14 protein-coding genes and 9 tRNA genes are annotated in these 16,227 nt (G+C 40.0%); 19 read left to right on the forward strand and 4 right to left on the reverse strand.

What is annotated here, in order from left to right; genetic code table 11:
* Nucleotide 1 precedes the first annotated feature (1 nt).
* The 10 genes from ACFX4L_RS13780 to rocF all read left to right on the forward strand — a co-directional run bounded on the left by ACFX4L_RS13780 (nt 2) and on the right by rocF (nt 2,002).
* Nucleotides 2–76 (forward strand) — tRNA-Asn (locus ACFX4L_RS13780).
* Between the two features lie 3 nt (nt 77–79).
* Nucleotides 80–152 (forward strand) — tRNA-Thr (locus ACFX4L_RS13785).
* A gap of 33 nt (nt 153–185) precedes the next feature.
* Nucleotides 186–260: transfer RNA gene (locus tag ACFX4L_RS13790), tRNA-Glu, on the forward strand.
* Between the two features lie 18 nt (nt 261–278).
* Nucleotides 279–354, forward strand: a tRNA-Val gene (locus ACFX4L_RS13795).
* Nucleotides 355–364: 10 nt separating this feature from the next.
* Nucleotides 365–440 (forward strand) — tRNA-Thr (locus tag ACFX4L_RS13800).
* Between the two features lie 18 nt (nt 441–458).
* Nucleotides 459–542, forward strand: a tRNA-Tyr gene (locus ACFX4L_RS13805).
* A gap of 104 nt (nt 543–646) precedes the next feature.
* Nucleotides 647–721, forward strand: a tRNA-Gln gene (locus ACFX4L_RS13810).
* A 3-nt stretch (nt 722–724) separates the two neighbouring features.
* Nucleotides 725–796, forward strand: a tRNA-Gly gene (locus tag ACFX4L_RS13815).
* Nucleotides 797–815: 19 nt separating this feature from the next.
* Nucleotides 816–891, forward strand: a tRNA-Ala gene (locus ACFX4L_RS13820).
* Between the two features lie 208 nt (nt 892–1,099).
* A complete protein-coding gene (gene rocF / locus ACFX4L_RS13825; RefSeq protein ID WP_377384778.1) occupies nt 1,100–2,002 on the forward strand; it encodes an arginase in 903 nt (300 codons plus the stop codon).
* Between the two features lie 137 nt (nt 2,003–2,139).
* On the opposite strand, the gene ACFX4L_RS13830 is transcribed toward rocF, so the two are convergent.
* Entirely contained in the window at nt 2,140–2,325 is a 186-nt protein-coding gene (locus tag ACFX4L_RS13830; RefSeq protein ID WP_089363892.1) for an aspartyl-phosphate phosphatase Spo0E family protein, read from the reverse strand.
* Nucleotides 2,326–2,497: 172 nt separating this feature from the next.
* Here ACFX4L_RS13830 and sigW point away from each other — a divergent pair, with 172 nt between their 5' ends.
* The 9 genes from sigW to ACFX4L_RS13875 all read left to right on the forward strand — a co-directional run bounded on the left by sigW (nt 2,498) and on the right by ACFX4L_RS13875 (nt 12,238).
* Nucleotides 2,498–3,061, forward strand: a complete 564-nt coding sequence (sigW, locus tag ACFX4L_RS13835) for an RNA polymerase sigma factor SigW (RefSeq protein ID WP_089363893.1) — start codon at nt 2,498–2,500, stop codon at nt 3,059–3,061.
* Nucleotides 3,062–3,077: 16 nt separating this feature from the next.
* Nucleotides 3,078–3,701 (forward strand): anti-sigma factor family protein, encoded by a 624-nt coding sequence (locus tag ACFX4L_RS13840; RefSeq protein WP_284469077.1) that lies wholly within the window; start codon nt 3,078–3,080, stop codon nt 3,699–3,701.
* Nucleotides 3,702–3,919: 218 nt separating this feature from the next.
* Complete coding sequence (gene cdaA, locus ACFX4L_RS13845) at nt 3,920–4,744, forward strand: diadenylate cyclase CdaA (protein ID WP_061440410.1); 825 nt, start codon at nt 3,920–3,922, stop codon at nt 4,742–4,744.
* On the forward strand, nt 4,737–6,092 hold the full coding sequence (locus ACFX4L_RS13850) for a CdaR family protein (protein WP_377405430.1): 1,356 nt from the start codon (nt 4,737–4,739) through the stop codon (nt 6,090–6,092). The genes cdaA and ACFX4L_RS13850 overlap by 8 nt, the downstream gene beginning before the upstream one ends.
* Nucleotides 6,093–6,145: 53 nt before the next feature.
* Nucleotides 6,146–7,495: a phosphoglucosamine mutase gene (glmM, locus tag ACFX4L_RS13855; RefSeq protein ID WP_284469075.1), complete on the forward strand. Its 1,350-nt coding sequence runs from the start codon at nt 6,146–6,148 to the stop codon at nt 7,493–7,495.
* 468 nt (nt 7,496–7,963) lie between these two features.
* Entirely contained in the window at nt 7,964–9,766 is a 1,803-nt protein-coding gene (gene glmS / locus ACFX4L_RS13860) for a glutamine--fructose-6-phosphate transaminase (isomerizing) (RefSeq protein WP_377384773.1), read from the forward strand.
* Nucleotides 9,767–10,050: 284 nt separating this feature from the next.
* Complete coding sequence (locus tag ACFX4L_RS13865; protein ID WP_377384771.1) at nt 10,051–10,422, forward strand: iron chaperone; 372 nt, start codon at nt 10,051–10,053, stop codon at nt 10,420–10,422.
* 331 nt (nt 10,423–10,753) lie between these two features.
* On the forward strand, nt 10,754–11,074 hold the full coding sequence (locus ACFX4L_RS13870; protein ID WP_377405432.1) for a hypothetical protein: 321 nt from the start codon (nt 10,754–10,756) through the stop codon (nt 11,072–11,074).
* Between the two features lie 303 nt (nt 11,075–11,377).
* Complete coding sequence (locus ACFX4L_RS13875; RefSeq protein WP_377405434.1) at nt 11,378–12,238, forward strand: CPBP family intramembrane glutamic endopeptidase; 861 nt, start codon at nt 11,378–11,380, stop codon at nt 12,236–12,238.
* A 324-nt stretch (nt 12,239–12,562) separates the two neighbouring features.
* Here the strand turns inward: ACFX4L_RS13875 and ACFX4L_RS13880 are convergent, their stop codons facing one another.
* The 3 genes from ACFX4L_RS13880 to ACFX4L_RS13890 are packed head-to-tail and all read right to left on the reverse strand — an operon-like array spanning nt 12,563 to nt 16,037.
* Nucleotides 12,563–13,597, reverse strand: coding sequence for a sensor histidine kinase (locus ACFX4L_RS13880; protein ID WP_284469070.1), 1,035 nt, complete (start codon nt 13,595–13,597; stop codon nt 12,563–12,565).
* Entirely contained in the window at nt 13,594–14,268 is a 675-nt protein-coding gene (locus ACFX4L_RS13885; protein ID WP_377405436.1) for a response regulator, read from the reverse strand. The genes ACFX4L_RS13880 and ACFX4L_RS13885 overlap by 4 nt, the downstream gene beginning before the upstream one ends.
* Before the next feature lie 23 nt (nt 14,269–14,291).
* A complete protein-coding gene (locus ACFX4L_RS13890) occupies nt 14,292–16,037 on the reverse strand; it encodes an ABC transporter ATP-binding protein (protein WP_377405438.1) in 1,746 nt (581 codons plus the stop codon).
* Between the last annotated feature and the right edge of the window lie 190 nt (nt 16,038–16,227).

The raw sequence follows: 16,227 nt of genomic DNA on the forward strand, positions 1-16,227 counted from the left end.
TTCCGCAGTAGCTCAGTGGTAGAGCATTCGGCTGTTAACCGAACGGTCGTAGGTTCGAGTCCTACCTGCGGAGCCATATGCTTCCATAGCTCAGTAGGTAGAGCACTTCCATGGTAAGGAAGAGGTCAGCGGTTCGAATCCGCTTGGGAGCTTCCCAATCTATCTATGAACAGAAAAAAAAGTCCGGCCCGTTGGTCAAGCGGTTAAGACACCGCCCTTTCACGGCGGTAACACGGGTTCGAATCCCGTACGGGTCACCATTCTTAATTCATTAATCCGGAGGATTAGCTCAGCTGGGAGAGCATCTGCCTTACAAGCAGAGGGTCGGCGGTTCGATCCCGTCATCCTCCACCATTTTACACCTGCCGGTGTAGCTCAACTGGTAGAGCAACTGACTTGTAATCAGTAGGTTGGGGGTTCAAGTCCTCTTGCCGGCACCATTTACAACCATATATTGCGGAGGGGTAGCGAAGTGGCTAAACGCGGCGGACTGTAAATCCGCTCCTTCGGGTTCGGCAGTTCGAATCTGCCCCCCTCCACCATTTTAATAAAATCCTGTGGATCAGTTATATATTCTCTTTAATAGGGAAATATATGATTACCACCTTTTTATTTTGTTGAATATTAATTATTACATATCATATATTGGGCTATAGCCAAGCGGTAAGGCAACGGATTTTGATTCCGTCATGCGAAGGTTCGATCCCTTCTAGCCCAGCCATTTGCGGAAGTAGTTCAGTGGTAGAATACAACCTTGCCAAGGTTGGGGTCGCGGGTTCGAATCCCGTCTTCCGCTTAATTATTTTAAACCCTTAGGGGCCTTAGCTCAGCTGGGAGAGCGCCTGCCTTGCACGCAGGAGGTCAGCGGTTCGATCCCGCTAGGCTCCACCATCAACTACATACACCAAAATTTACGTCTTAAGCCAAAATGGTTTAAGACTTTTTTTTGTTTATACGCATTGTTGGGGTAACCAACCCCTAGAAGCTTTTTTTATAGAAAAAGTATGAGATAGGAAAGAGTGGTGTATCTTTATAAATGTAAATGTTTAGTTGAACCACTTATCATATACGATGTAAAATGGTGGAAAGGGGGAGTTGTATGTCTATTCAGAAAATATCCGTCATTGGATTGCCTATGGACCTTGGTCAAGCAAGGCGAGGGGTGGATATGGGACCTAGTGCCATTCGCTGCGCAGGGATTTTCGAGCGTCTTGAACAGTTAAATATCGAAGTAGAGGATTTAGGAGATATCATTGTAGGACGACCTGGAAATGCAAATAAGCCTGGGACAAATCTGAAAAACTTACCGCTTGTTGCAAAGGGGAACACCCTATTAGCAACAAGAGTTGATGAAATAATAGAAGGCGGTTCTTTTCCACTTGTATTGGGTGGAGACCATTCAATTGCTATAGGAACACTGGCAGGAGTCGCAAAGCACTATGAAAATGTAGGTGTGATTTGGTATGACGCACATGGGGATTTAAATACGGAAGATACTTCGCCATCAGGTAATATCCATGGTATGCCGCTTGCTGTCAGTATTGGGCTTGGACATCCCGATCTAATCAATATCCATGGTTCCGCTCCAAAAGTGAAACCAGAAAACATCGTAATCATTGGGGCAAGGTCATTGGATGAAGGGGAAAAGGAACTTATACGTGATAAAGGGATTAAAGTATTTACGATGCATGAAATAGATCGCATGGGAATGACAAGGGTCATGGAAGAGTGCATAGATTATTTAAGCGAAAGAACGGATGGTGTCCACCTTTCATTGGATTTGGATGGAGTTGACCCAGCAGATGCACCTGGAGTGGGGACACCGGTGATTGGTGGCATAAGTTATCGGGAAAGTCATTTGGCCATGGAAATGCTCGCGGAATCCAACTTGATTACATCAGCTGAATTCGTTGAAGTCAACCCCATTTTAGATGAGCGAAATAAAACTGCAATCGTTGCTGTGGCTCTAATGGGTTCGTTATTTGGAGAAAAGTTATTATAACTGAAAAAATAAAAGAAACAGTAACTGGCTTGTAATGGGTTACTGTTTTTTATATGCTAGAAGGCGTAGGCTTATTATCCAGGGTGTATATAACGGAACATATCCATAAATAGATGGTTGCAATCGCATATCCATATTCACTTAAGAGCACGTCGGTCTGGGAGACCTCCATTTTTAGTTAAATGGATGTATTGGTTGATTAAAGAGTCCAGTTTGCTGCTAACTTCAACAACTTCATTATCAACCATCGAAGAACGGGAAGCCAAAATCATCATTTTCTGTCTGTATTGTTCAATATGGTCTAAAATTTGTTCAGCAGTCATGTAGAGATTCACTCCCTTGAATTTCACAATTTCTTACTATATAGCCCTGTTTTTTTTTTCTTAAACATAAAATGTAAAACTTTGTTAAAATTAATGTAATAAATTTTTGAAACCTTTTAGCTTACGATTCGTAATAATCGTATAGCCGCATGAGCGGGGGTAAAACCGGAAAATGGATGCACTCATTAAAGAGAGAATTAATCAAGTATTAAAGGGAGATCATAATGCATTTGGGGAAATTGTCGAAATTTACAAGGACAAAGTTTTCCAGATATGTTTCAGGATGCTCGGAAACAGGCAAGAAGCAGAAGATTTGGCACAAGAGGCCTTTGTAAGGGCCTTCGTGAATATTCGCAGTTTCAATATACAAATGAAATTTTCGACATGGTTATACCGGATTGCTACTAACCTTTGTATTGACCGTCTTCGCAAGAAAAAACCGGATTACTATCTAGATGCAGAGGTGGCAGGAACAGAAGGATTGAATATGTATTCCCATGTTGCATCAGATATGGCGAAACCCGAGGAAGAGGTTGAATCTTTAGAACTACAGGAAACCATTCAAGTTGAAATAATGAAATTACCCGAGAAATACCGATCGGTAATCGTATTGAAGTATATTGAAGAGTTATCTTTAAAGGAAATCAGTGAAATACTCGATTTGCCAGTCGGTACGGTTAAGACGAGAATACATCGTGGTCGGGAAGCCTTGCGTAAACAACTACGCCATTTATAAAAAGAAGGTGAGAAAAATGAACTGCCATGAGGAAATCATTGAATATATGCATGATTATTTAGATGAGGACATCAAACCTGAGCACAAAGAAGTATTACGGGAGCACTTGCATAATTGTGCTGAATGCCGGGATTACTTTCATGAAATGAAAAAGGCGGTCGCGCTTGTACAAAGCACTTCACATATTAAGGCCCCGGATGACTTTACAGCAAAGGTTATGGCTCAATTGCCAAAGGAAACGAAAACAACGGGCGCCAAACGTTGGTTCAAAAGCCATCCCTTCATGACAGCCGCAGCGATGTTCATCTTATTGATGACAGGATCTATTTTTTCCACTTATAATCAGGACGAACATTTTTCAGTGTCAAAGCAGCCTAACTTAGTGGTCGAAGGTGAAACGGTGATTGTGCCTGCAGGTGAGACAATCAAGGGAAATGTGGTAGTTCAAAATGGTAACATTCAAATAGATGGTGAAGTAGAAGGAGATGTTACAGTCATAAATGGACATAAATATATGTCTAAGGCAGGGAATGTGACTGGGAGCATCAATGTTATTGACCAAGCTTTTGAGTGGATGTGGTATAAAGTAAAGGACACTGCAACCTCGTTGGTTCCTGCTAAAGAGGAAAAAAAGGAATAAGCTTTATAAGCTGGGAGAAGGGCATCGTTTTCATATACGGTGACTTCGCTCAGCTTTATTTTTTAAAGGGAAAGGAACCATTTTGCATGATTCGTCCTTACCATGTAAATTTCTCACACTAGTTTTTAGATGTATCATTTAAAAAATGGTATACTATTAAGGTTATTACACAACGATTGTAATTGGTATTTGGAGTAATACTGACTGGAGGAAACAACATGTCTTTATCCAATTTGACTGTTTGGGACTATGTAGTAAATTTCATTGATATTCTCCTTGTATGGTTTGTGATATATAAATTGTTAACTATTATTCGAGGCACGAAGGCTATTCAGCTGCTAAAAGGAATTTTTGTAATTGTCATTGTAAAAAGCTTAAGCAACCTGTTTGGTTTCAATACACTTGGATGGTTAATGGCACAAGTCATGAATTGGGGAGTATTGGCGATTCTTGTCATTTTTCAACCTGAACTGAGAAGGGCACTTGAACAATTAGGACGCGGGAAGCTCTTTGCAAGGGGCACCGTTCCAGAAGAGAACCAGCAAGAGCGTTTAGTCGAAGAAATTCTAAAGGCGTCCACTTATATGGCGAAAAGGCGGATTGGAGCCTTGATTACTATAGAAAAAGGTACGGAGCTTGGAGATTATGTTGAAACGGGGATTCCTCTAAGATCCTATATTTCTTCAGAGCTGCTCATTAATATCTTTATCCCCAATACGCCGCTCCATGATGGCGCAGTTATTTTACAAAATAACCAGGTTGCGGCCGCAGCTTGCTACTTGCCATTATCAGAAAGTCCATTCATATCAAAAGAACTTGGCACGCGGCATAGGGCAGCCATCGGCATGAGTGAAGTTACGGATAGTCTTACGATTGTTGTTTCAGAAGAAACGGGAGGGATATCCGTCACTAAAAACGGCGAGCTTTACCGGGATTTGAATCAAGAATCATTTAGGGCCATGCTTACTAGTGAACTGGTAGTGGAGAACATCAAATCAACTTCCTCAGGCATCTGGAACTGGAGGGGGAAAAAGAATGGATAAGTACACCAATAGCGCTTGGTTTATGAGAATCGTAGCTTTTGCCTTAGCAGTACTTTTGTTCATTTCCATTAACTTTGAGATGGAGTCGGATAAAAAATCCCTTGGTTTATCGACCGCCCCTGAAATCAGTACGGAGACCATCGAAAATGTACCGGTTGAAGTGTACTATGACCGTGAGAATCTAGTGGTGAGCGGAGTCCCTGAAACGGTGGATGTTACTCTAAAGGGAGCAAAAAGTCTATTGATAAATGCGAAAAACCAAAGGGACTTTAAAGTTTATGTGGACCTTTCGGATCCTGAAATCTCAATGGGGAACAGAACTGTCACATTTAAAATAAGTGATTTGAATGAAAGGTTAGTGGCGACGGTCGATCCTGAATATGCGGAAGTCAATGTTCAGGAACGGGTGACGAAGGAATTCCCCGTTGAAGCCGAGTATAACAACTCTTTACTAGAAGAGGGATATACCGCTGACCAGCCAACAGTAAGCCCGAAAACTGTCAAAATAACGGGTGCTAAAGATACGATTGATCAAATTTCCTATGTAAAGGCAAACCTTGAAATAAGTAAGGGACTTAACGAAAATGTGAACGGAAAGGCAACCGTTAAAGCCCTTGACCGGGACTTGAATAAGTTGGACGTGACGATCGAGCCCGCTTCAGTTGCCGTTTCCTTAAAAGTGAGCATTCCTTCCAAGACGGTGCCGATAACCCCGAAGCAAACTGGGAAGGCAAAGGATGGCATCAGGATCAAGAGTATAAGTGTCGATCCAAATGAGGTCACCTTATTCGGGTCAGAAACGAGCCTTGGGAAAATAAGTGAAGTAAATCTTCCTGTAAATATCTCGAAAATTGACGGTGATACAGACCTGGAACTCGATCTTACTAAACCCGAAAGTGTACAAAAAATGTCCTTGGGTAAAGCAAAGGTCAAGATTCGCACAGAGAAAGTGGATGTGGATGCGGATGAAGCGAATGTAGATCCAGTTGAAGAAGAGGAAAAACCGGAAACTGAACAAAAACAAGAAGAAAAGGTAGCCGATAAAGATGAACCGGCTGCCATTGAATCTAAAACATTCAGCAATATAAAAATAGTGCCTGTGGGCATAAAGGATGACCAAGACGCCGAATTGGAAACCGATGTAGCAAGCATCACCTTGCTTGGTGAAGCGGATGACTTGAAGAAAATAACTAAAGAAGACATTAATCTTACAGTAGATGTAAGTAATTTAGATGAAGGTACGCATGATGTAGAACTGATGGTAAACGCGCCTGAGGGAGTGACCTGGGAACTGGATCCTAAAACGACTTCGGTAACCATTACTCAAAAAGACGAAAAAGAGACATGACCTTCCTTTAACATCATTTAATTCAGTAAAGATTCGAAGAAGGAGCGATAAAGATGGGTAAATATTTTGGAACAGACGGAGTTAGGGGTATAGCGAATAGCGAATTAACACCGGAGTTGGCATTTAAACTAGGCCGTTTAGGTGGCTACGTTCTTACTAGAAATACAGAAAAACCCAAAGTGCTGATAGGGCGCGATACACGTATTTCTGGTGAAATGCTGGAAGGTGCACTTGTTGCCGGACTATTATCCATTGGGGCTGAAGTGATGCGCCTGGGTGTAATTTCGACACCGGGAGTTGCATATTTAACAAAGGCTTTAAGTGCTGAAGCAGGTGTCATGATTTCGGCTTCGCATAATCCGGTAGCGGATAATGGCATTAAATTCTTTGGACCGGATGGGTTTAAGCTATCCGATGATCAAGAAGCGGAAATTGAAACACTGTTAGATTTGGAAAAGGATGAACTTCCGCGCCCGGTTGGCGGAGATTTGGGCCATTTGAACGATTATTTCGAAGGAGGGCAAAAGTATCTCCAGTATTTGAAACAATCAGTGGATGAAGACTTTACAGGCATTCATGTTGCGCTTGATTGCGCACATGGGGCGACATCGGCCTTGGCCATGCATTTGTTTGCCGATCTTGATGCAGACATCTCTACAATGGGGGCATCGCCCAATGGATTGAACATTAATGACAAGGTAGGTTCCACACACCCTGAAGCACTTGCTGAATTCTTAAAAGAAAAAGGTGCTGATGTTGGACTTGCTTTCGATGGTGACGGAGACCGCGTCATTGCCATAGATGAAAAAGGAAATATAGTGGACGGCGACCAGATCATGTATATATGTGCGAAATACTTGAAAGAAAATAACCGTCTGAAACAGGGAACAGTGGTTTCTACGATCATGAGCAACCTTGGTTTTTATAAAGGTCTTGAAGAGCATGGTATACAAAGTGCCCAAACGGCAGTGGGGGATCGCTATGTGGTGGAAGAGATGCGAAAAGGCGGCTATAACCTTGGCGGCGAACAATCCGGACATATCATTTTCCTGGACTATAACACGACAGGAGATGGCTTATTGACGGGCTTACAGCTTGTGAACATCATGAGTGACACCCAAAAAACCTTATCGGAACTAGCTGGCGAGATGAAGAAATATCCACAGACACTCATCAATGTCAGAGTTACCGATAAGCACGGTGTAACTGATAATGAAAAGGTACAGGAAGTCATTAAGGCAGTCGAAGGGGAAATGGCAGGAAACGGTCGTATTTTGGTGAGACCATCCGGTACGGAACCGCTAGTCCGTGTAATGGCTGAAGCACCGACTGCTGAGGAATGCACTAATTATGTAGATCGCATCGTCTCAGTTGTTAGAGCGGAAATGGGAATAAACGAATAACAATCCAATCGTATGCATAAAAGGAACAAAATTTCCTTTTATGCATATTTTTATAAAGAAGTTCTTTTTCGTAGGTCAATGTAATAAAGAATTGACCTATGTCCCTTGTTTAAGGTATGATTATCCTGATTTACAACTCATTTTCTGAAAATGGTTGTTTCAAAAAAGGAGGGTAGGCAAGGAGAAACTGATTTACAAAAGCGCCTGAACTAAGTCTGGTCGAAAAAGGCTTAGTTGACGAGGAGGAGGTTTATCGAATGATCGGCGGATACCTCCCGGCTGAAGTGCACAGCCGCAGTAATTCCAATCTTAAAACAGTAGGGCAACTTACTGCACAAAGGATTGGAAATGCACAATGGGAAAAGTGCTTTAGGGCATTTCCTTTATAAAAATATATATCAGAGATGAGGGGGCAGGGATGCCCCCGTGCATTCCTGTTCCCTCGAATCGTTTGGAGGAACAGAAATTATGTGTGGAATTGTTGGATATATTGGACTTAATGATGCGAAGGAAATTTTATTAAAAGGTCTTGAAAAACTTGAATACCGCGGTTATGACTCTTCAGGGATTGCTGTGAGAAATGAAGCAGGCGTGACAATCTTTAAGGAAAAGGGACGAATTGCGGACTTACGCGGAGCCGTGGATGAAAACACTATTGCACATACTGGAATAGGACATACACGCTGGGCGACCCATGGTGTGCCAAGCCGTGATAATGCCCATCCTCACCAAAGTAATTCAGGTCGATTGACTTTAGTTCATAATGGGGTCATTGAAAACTATGCGATTCTAAAACGTGAATATTTGAAGGATGTTGCCTTTAAAAGTGAAACGGATACGGAAGTCATCGTTCAACTCATAGAGAAGTTCGTAAACGATGGTATGGAAGTGGAAGAGGCGTTCCGTCAAACACTCACTCTATTAGAAGGCTCATATGCAATCGCCCTATTGGATGCTGAAAATAATGAAACCATTTTTGTCGCAAAAAATAAAAGCCCGCTGCTAATCGGCGTCGGAAAAGACTTTAACGTTGTCGCTTCGGATGCAATGGCCATGTTGCAAGTCACAGATCAATTCCTTGAACTGATGGATAAGGAAATGGTTATCGTGACAAATGAAAAGGTAACGATCAAGAATCTTTCCAACGAAGAAGTTATGCGTGCTCCATACACTGCTGAACTAGATGCAAGTGATATTGAAAAAGGTACGTATCCTCACTATATGCTCAAAGAAGTCGACGAGCAGCCAGCTGTCATACGTAAAATCATTCAAGCATACCAAAATGAAGAAGGTAAACTTGCAATCGATTATAGCATTACTGAAGCCGTAAGTGAGGCTGACCGTATTTATATCATCGCTTGCGGAACTAGCTATCATGCAGGGTTGATTGGTAAGCAATTCATTGAAAAAATGACGGAAATACCGGTTGAGGTCCATGTGGCATCGGAATTCACTTACAATATGCCGTTATTATCGAAAAAGCCGCTATTCATCTTCATTTCACAAAGTGGTGAAACTGCAGATAGCCGTGCCGTGTTAGTGTCCATCAAAGCGCTTGGTCATAAAGCCTTGACCATCACGAACGTACCTGGCTCTACATTGTCACGTGAAGCGGATTATACGCTCTTGCTGCATGCTGGTCCTGAAATTGCCGTTGCCTCAACAAAGGCCTACACAGCTCAAGTGGCGGTCTTGGCCATATTAGCAAATGTAACTGGCCAATTCGGTAACATGGAGTATGATTTCGACCTTGTAAAAGAGCTTGGAATCGTTGCAACGGCAATGGAAGCCCTATGTGATTCGAAAGAAGAGATGGAAGACATCGCCCGTGAATATTTGTCCGTTACAAGAAATGCCTTCTTCATTGGCCGTTCCCTTGACTACTATGTTGTTCTTGAAGGGGCGCTTAAGCTGAAGGAAATTTCATACATTCAGGCGGAAGGCTTTGCTGGCGGCGAGCTTAAACACGGAACGATCGCCTTGATTGAAGAAGGTACACCTGTCATAGCCCTTGCTACTCAGGCAGGCGTCAACTTAAGCATCCGTGGTAATGTGAAGGAAGTGGTTGCCCGCGGCGCCAACCCTTGCATCATTTCCATGAAGGGTCTGGAAGAAGAGGATGACCGTTTCGTCATCCCGGAAGTGAATGAACTATTAACACCCCTTATCTCTGTTATCCCGCTGCAGCTCATTGCTTACTACGCAGCCTTGCACCGCGAATGTGACGTGGATAAACCACGTAATCTTGCGAAAAGTGTAACGGTTGAGTAAGTTTGAATGAATGCAATGTAGATTATAAAAAGTTGCGAAGCTTTACCCCTTTGGCTATGATTAGCCAAAGGGGTATTTTTATGTTTAAAACAACGAGAACCTCTCAAGTTGACAAGTGGATTAGAAGACCGAGGTAATAAGAATCGGTGTGCAGTGTAATGCAATCTATCAAATCCATCAGTAGGTAGTCATGGCATCCATTAGTGCAATGTTAATGATCTTCCTATGGTGCATTGTTGAAAATGAAGTCTTCATAAAATTTTTTTAATTTAGGAGAGAATGACATGGAAGTCTTTGCAGAGTTTTTAACGAATATTGATAACCCGCAACATAGGGAACGAACGGAAGAAGTCCTGGCTTGGGTATCTAAGAAATTTCCAAATCTAATGCCGAAAATTGCGTGGAATCAGCCTATGTTTACCGATCATGACACATATATTATTGGCTTTAGCGTAGCCAAACATCATTTGGCTGTTGCCCCTGAAAAGGCAGGGATCGATCATTTCTCTGATGCAATCGTGCAGGCTGGCTATGATCACACCAAGCAGTTGGTACGTATCAAGTGGGATAGTCCGGTTGATTACTCATTACTTGAGAAAATGATCGAGTATAATATTTTTGATAAGGCAGACTGTTCAACTTTTTGGCGGAAATAAATAAAAATCGGAGGGTGGGCTGAATCTCTATTAAAGTGTCCATTATTCGGGGTTCTGTTCCATATTAGAAGTGAAACGATGTGGTCCTGAGGTTATAAGCTCTCCATAGGCAAAAAGGCATATGCTCCATCCTTAATAACCTACCTTTACGGTTGCGACTCCATATAGTTTAAGTTCAAAAAAAGCACAAGGAGTTCCAAGTTTGGAACTCTTTGTGCTTTTGTTTTTTGATAAAATCGAGATAACAAATATTACAACCAAACTACTTAAGATATTAAATCAAAAATTCATAAGGGGTATCTAAGGAAAAAATATTAGGTGGGGTGAAGAGATGAAGAAGTTATTATACCTTTTTATATTAATAATTCCTGTATTTTGGTTTGGATTTAATCCCATATCAACCTTTGCAAGTTCTCCAACTGAATTAAAAGAGGAAAGCCAATCAGGTGAGTTTCTGACAGAATATACAACTCTATCAGGCTCTGATGTACTTTTAGGTCAAGAAATACCTATACTTGTAGATGAAAAAACAGGAGAAATCACGAATAATAGAATTGGTATATCTCCTGTGTGTGCTACTGGTAATCGGTATACTTGGAAAACAGCCACAGATAAACAACAATCAAGTGTCTTTCACAAAAAAAGTGACTGATACTACAAACTGGAGTCTTAACCTTACCTTCAGGGTGGAGATAGCTGGTAAATTAGTTATTTCTGGTGGCGGAGAAAAGGTATATTCGGCAACGAAAAAATGGAACCAATACAAAGAAACATGGAAATTGACTGGAACTCTAAAAACATATAGTCCAACTGGTAATTTGATAAAAACAGAGCAAAGAAATGCAACTTACATTAAATATAAAAAATGGCAATAAAATAAGTTGAAAACAGCACAAATATAAACCCTTATTCTAATATGGCTTCTTTGAAATTATTGTATAATAAAGGGGTAAGAATGGATACTGATATTAAGCAAACACATCGCTTTATATTATACATAACTATACTAATTATGATTATTTTTCCTTTTGCCCAACTTACATTACAAGAACTTTTTTTGCAAATAAACAAACAATTATTTTTCTTTATAAGTAAACTGGTTATTATCTATGTTCTTTTTCTTTTCTTAAAAAAGAAAAAAATAACCTTATCGAGCATTAGGCTTAATAAGGTACATATAAAATATATTCTTCTGGGTATTTTAATGGGGAGTATAGCTCATATGCTAACTGTGTTTTTTGGGAGGAGCCAACATTATCTACTAACGGGCGAATGGCTTACTGCTGAAAAAATTGTTGGTACACTTATGGAGAGTAGTAAAAACATAAGTTTTTACAGCATTATGATGATTGGCTTTTCAGTGGCGATTAGTGAAGAAATTCTTTTTAGGGGTATATTATTAAAACAATATCAGAGAATGAACATAAAATCGGCCATAATTTTAAGTGCTCTTATTTTTAGCATTTATCATATGACGGTAGGAAATTTTGTTTTTGCATTTGTAATGGGTATTTCTCTTGCACTATTATCCATCTATACTGGGAGTATCGTCCCGGCTATCTTTTTTCACTTTTTGGTGAATGAAATAATGAGGATCATCATGCATTTCCCGGATAAGGTTACTGAAACTTATTTTAAGGTAATGGTATCTCCAATTACCACCATAACTGGTTTAATACTTTTTCTATCTATATTGACTTTCTTATTTGTAAAGGTAAGAAAAAATAACCATTTTCAAAGTGGAAAAGTTAAATTCTTTGATGGATATATTATTTTGTTGTTTTTGATGTATGTTATTTTCCTGACAATAACATAAATTTTAATCAAAGATAATACAGGTATTATAACGATTTCATTTAAGCGGAATGTCCATATTTATTGCCAACAACAATTTTTCCGGCTTGTTAATCGTTGGGTATCAAATTCGCTTTTTGTACCCAACGTTTATAATATAAGTAATATTAATATGTTTAAATTACCCAATTCCTATTTCGATCTTTTAAGGAAGTTTCTCCGAAATTTCAAACAATCTTTAGTAGAAGTGTTGATATTACAATATAATCATCAACGAACGGGCAGTGTTTTTAAAAATAGCAGGCAGCATTAATGATTAAAAAGGTTTTTAACAATCACAAAACCCTCACGAAACAGGCAGCAGTATCGTAAAGGTCGTTCCTTTTTCGAGTTCACTTTCCACGGATATGGTCCCTTCATGCATCTTTATAATTCTTTTCACGATGGACAGACCTAAGCCGCTGCCGCTTTTTGTACGTTCCCTTGCCAGGTCGGCTTTATAGAATCGCTCGAAAATGTGAAACTGGTCCGTTTCGGATATGCCAATTCCATTGTCGGATATCGTTATGGATGCCAGGTCATCAATCTGCTTTAACCGAATCGTGATTTTTCCACGATGGCGGGTGAATTTGATACTATTGTGTATTAAATTTGTCCATACTTGGCTCATTAAATCCTGGTCTGCAAAAATTCGAATCTTTTCTAAAGCTATATCCAATTCGAGTTCCTTTTCCAACCACGTAGGTTCACAAGCCAAAATAATGGTTCGTATTTGCTGATCCAGCCGGAAATCTGTCCTTTCAAAAGGATGATGCTCGGATTCAAGGGATGTAAGCTTTAGAAGGTTATCACTTAATTTAGATAATCTCCTGCTCTCTGTCTCTATTATATGAAGATAATGATTTCGTTCTTCGGTTGTCAGCTTATTAAATTGAAGAGCTTGGGCAAAACCTACAATGGAGGTTAGGGGCGACTGTATTTCGTGTGAAACGTTAGAGATGAATTCCTGCCGCATTTCTTCCATTTGCTTCAATTGCTTGGCCATGTGATTGAAGTGGTTAATGATATCGGTCATTTCGTTTTTCTTTTCCATTTTAAAATCCAATTGTACATTATAATCGCCATTTGCTATTTTCCTTAAGGCATCTATGATCTCGAGGTAAATATTTACCCGTTTATTGTGATGGATAGCGCGGATAAGATAACCGATGGATATCATGATTGCGATGCTTGTCATGATAGTGGCCAGAAACCGAACATAATCGGGTAACCTTAATGGCAATAGCTGAATGATATAGTAACCGGCCGAAAAGCAAATTGAAATAAACGTAAGAAAAAACAGTATGCCAAGTGTTTGTTTGAAAAATCGATCGCTTCTCATCTCGTTATCTCCAAACGGTAGCCCAATCCCCAACTCGTTTTAATCCGGAAGGGGAATTCCGATTCCGGAAACCGTTCTCTCACTCTTTTAATATGAACATCGACAGTTCGTTCATCACCTTCATAATCATAGCCCCAAATGTCTTCAATAAGATCATCCCTGGAAAAAGTTTTTCCAGGATAGCTTGCTAATTTAAACAACAATTCGAATTCTTTTAATGGAATTGTATATTCCTGGTCTTTGAATGACATTTCATGCGTGTTGCGATTCATCTTTAATTCGCCGATATTTAATGTTTGTGAAATAGTGATTTTATACCGTTTTAATAATGCTCTTATTCTAAGAACCAATTCGATCGGTTCAAATGGCTTTACAAGATAATCATCTGCCCCAAGACCGAATCCTTTTACTTTTTGTGTTGTTTCCCCTTTTGCAGTCAGCATTAAAATGGGGATATCACTAAATTCCCTTAACTCTTTGCATAATTGCCATCCATCCATGTTAGGCATCATAATGTCGATGACTGCCAAATCTATTTTCACTTTCTCCATTACTTTCAATGCTTGCAGTCCATCCGAGGCTTCATATAAATCAAATCCTTCTTTTCTTAACAACAGGTTTATAAGCTCGCGAATATGTGCATCATCATCGACTATTAATATCTTTGTCATCCTTCTTCCTTCCTTTCGGTGAATTAGGCCAGTTCAAGTTTGTGCAACTGCTGTTGGGCAAATTCGCGATATAATGAATGCGTATTATACAGCTCTTTATGTGTACCGCTACCTGTTATTCTCCCTTTTTCCAGGAAGATGATTTGATCTGAACCGATAACGGTCGATAGGCGGTGGGCGATAACTATTGTTGTTCGGCCTTTCATTAAATCATTCAATGCCTGTTGAACGACATTTTCCGATTTGCTGTCTAGGCTGGAGGTGGCTTCATCAAGCATTAATATTTTAGGGTTTCTTAAAAATGCACGAGCGATTGCAATTCTTTGCCTTTGACCGCCTGATAATTTCATGCCCCTTTCACCAACCTCTGTATCAAATCCGTTGGGAAGCTCGGAAATAAACTGATCTGCATACGCCATTTTAGCGACTTGATTTAATTCCTCATCCGTTATATCCCGATACATTCCATAACAAATATTATCTCGAATTGTGCCTGATACAATTGGACTTTCTTGTGAAACATAACCAATCTGGCTTCTCCATGAAAGGAGCGTGAAATCATTTATGGACTTCCCTCCTATGGAAATGGAGCCTTGCTGTGGTTTGTAGAAACGCTCGAATAAAGAGAAAAGTGTCGTTTTTCCGCTGCCGCTTGGTCCGACAATTGCAGTGACCTTACCAGCTTCAACGTTAAAGCTTATATCTTTAAGTACCTGTTCTCCATTATTGTAACTATAGTTCAGGTGATCCACGCTGATTGATTGACTTATATTTTGAACTGGCTGCTTCGCGTCTTCTTCTTCTGCTGAATCCAAAATGGAAATGATGCGCTCTGTTGCACCCGTAGCCTTTTGGAATTGCGTAAAGAAGCTGGCTAATTGAGCCATTGGCATGATTATTTGGAAAAGATACATAATGAATGCAACTAAAGCTCCAGCTGTCAGGGCTCCTGAAGAGACACGCATTCCCCCATAACCTAAAATCAGTACGAGTAAGGCCATCATGACAAAACTCATTAGCGGCGCAATCAAAGCTTGGATTTTTGCTTCTTTTAATCCAAATTGAAATAATTTGTTGATTCCTTTTTTTCCATTTTGATATTCCAAGGCTTCTGCATTCGATGCTTTAACAAGACGGATTTCCGTTAGCACCTGCTGAAGGACTGAGGTGAAGCTTGCTGTCTCATCCTGCATCCCTTTTGAAATTTTATGCATTTTTTTCCCTAGTGGCATTAATATCAAAACAGAGAGTGGGATGGCAATGAACATCAACAATGTCATTTTCCAATCCAGTACAAATAACACGATCATGGAGCCAACGATGGAAATAATGCCTGTAACGAAATTAGAGAGGTGTTCAGAGATTAATCCCTTCACTACAGTTGTATCATTTGTCATGCGACTGACCGTTTCACCCGATGGATGCTCATCAAAATAACTCACGGGTAATACGAGTAATTTTTTCCATAGTTGATCGCGGATACCCGCCACTACAGATTGACCGATTCGATTTAATAAATAGATGGAAAATCCACTGGCCAATGCTTGAACAATGATGGCAAGAACGAGAAGTGTGATCCTTTCAGTGCTTAGTGAACTGATTGAAAAATCATTAATTAGATTTTTTGTGAATAAAGGGACTAATAAACCTACACCTGTTGTACCTAGGCTTAATGCTAATGCAATCCCTATCATTAGTTTAGAAGGCTTCGTTTGATGAACTAACCGAATGAACTGGCGCCATCCTTTTTGTTTTTTCTCTTCTGACATATGTTAATACATCCTTTCTTGATCTTCATAGGGCAAGTATATAAAAAAGTTATGAATTGAATATGAACTCCTAAGTATTTTTCTATTTAGTCTTAGTTATTCCACGAAATTACTGGTGAACTTTTTCTGAATGATAAATTTGAAAAAATATGGCGGACACTTAAAATAGTGTCGGCCTTTTTTAATGAAG

This window comes from Peribacillus sp. YIM B13482 (assembly GCF_042787975.1).
GTDB classification, from domain to species: Bacteria; Bacillota; Bacilli; order Bacillales; family DSM-1321; genus Peribacillus; species Peribacillus simplex_A.

Excerpts from the sequence above, each read along its gene's own strand:
- cdaA (WP_061440410.1), top strand. The coding sequence starts at position 3,920 with ATGTCTTTATCCAATTTGACTGTTTGGGACTATGTAGTAAATTTCATT.
- sigW (WP_089363893.1), top strand. The coding sequence starts at position 2,498 with ATGGATGCACTCATTAAAGAGAGAATTAATCAAGTATTAAAGGGAGAT.
- ACFX4L_RS13870 (WP_377405432.1), top strand. The coding sequence starts at position 10,754 with ATGAAGAAGTTATTATACCTTTTTATATTAATAATTCCTGTATTTTGG.
- ACFX4L_RS13865 (WP_377384771.1), top strand. The coding sequence starts at position 10,051 with ATGGAAGTCTTTGCAGAGTTTTTAACGAATATTGATAACCCGCAACAT.
- ACFX4L_RS13890 (WP_377405438.1), bottom strand. The coding sequence starts at position 16,037 with ATGTCAGAAGAGAAAAAACAAAAAGGATGGCGCCAGTTCATTCGGTTA.
- ACFX4L_RS13875 (WP_377405434.1), top strand. The coding sequence starts at position 11,378 with ATGGATACTGATATTAAGCAAACACATCGCTTTATATTATACATAACT.
- ACFX4L_RS13850 (WP_377405430.1), top strand. The coding sequence starts at position 4,737 with ATGGATAAGTACACCAATAGCGCTTGGTTTATGAGAATCGTAGCTTTT.
- glmM (WP_284469075.1), top strand. The coding sequence starts at position 6,146 with ATGGGTAAATATTTTGGAACAGACGGAGTTAGGGGTATAGCGAATAGC.
- ACFX4L_RS13885 (WP_377405436.1), bottom strand. The coding sequence starts at position 14,268 with ATGACAAAGATATTAATAGTCGATGATGATGCACATATTCGCGAGCTT.
- glmS (WP_377384773.1), top strand. The coding sequence starts at position 7,964 with ATGTGTGGAATTGTTGGATATATTGGACTTAATGATGCGAAGGAAATT.
- ACFX4L_RS13830 (WP_089363892.1), bottom strand. The coding sequence starts at position 2,325 with ATGACTGCTGAACAAATTTTAGACCATATTGAACAATACAGACAGAAA.
- rocF (WP_377384778.1), top strand. The coding sequence starts at position 1,100 with ATGTCTATTCAGAAAATATCCGTCATTGGATTGCCTATGGACCTTGGT.
- ACFX4L_RS13840 (WP_284469077.1), top strand. The coding sequence starts at position 3,078 with ATGAACTGCCATGAGGAAATCATTGAATATATGCATGATTATTTAGAT.
- ACFX4L_RS13880 (WP_284469070.1), bottom strand. The coding sequence starts at position 13,597 with ATGAGAAGCGATCGATTTTTCAAACAAACACTTGGCATACTGTTTTTT.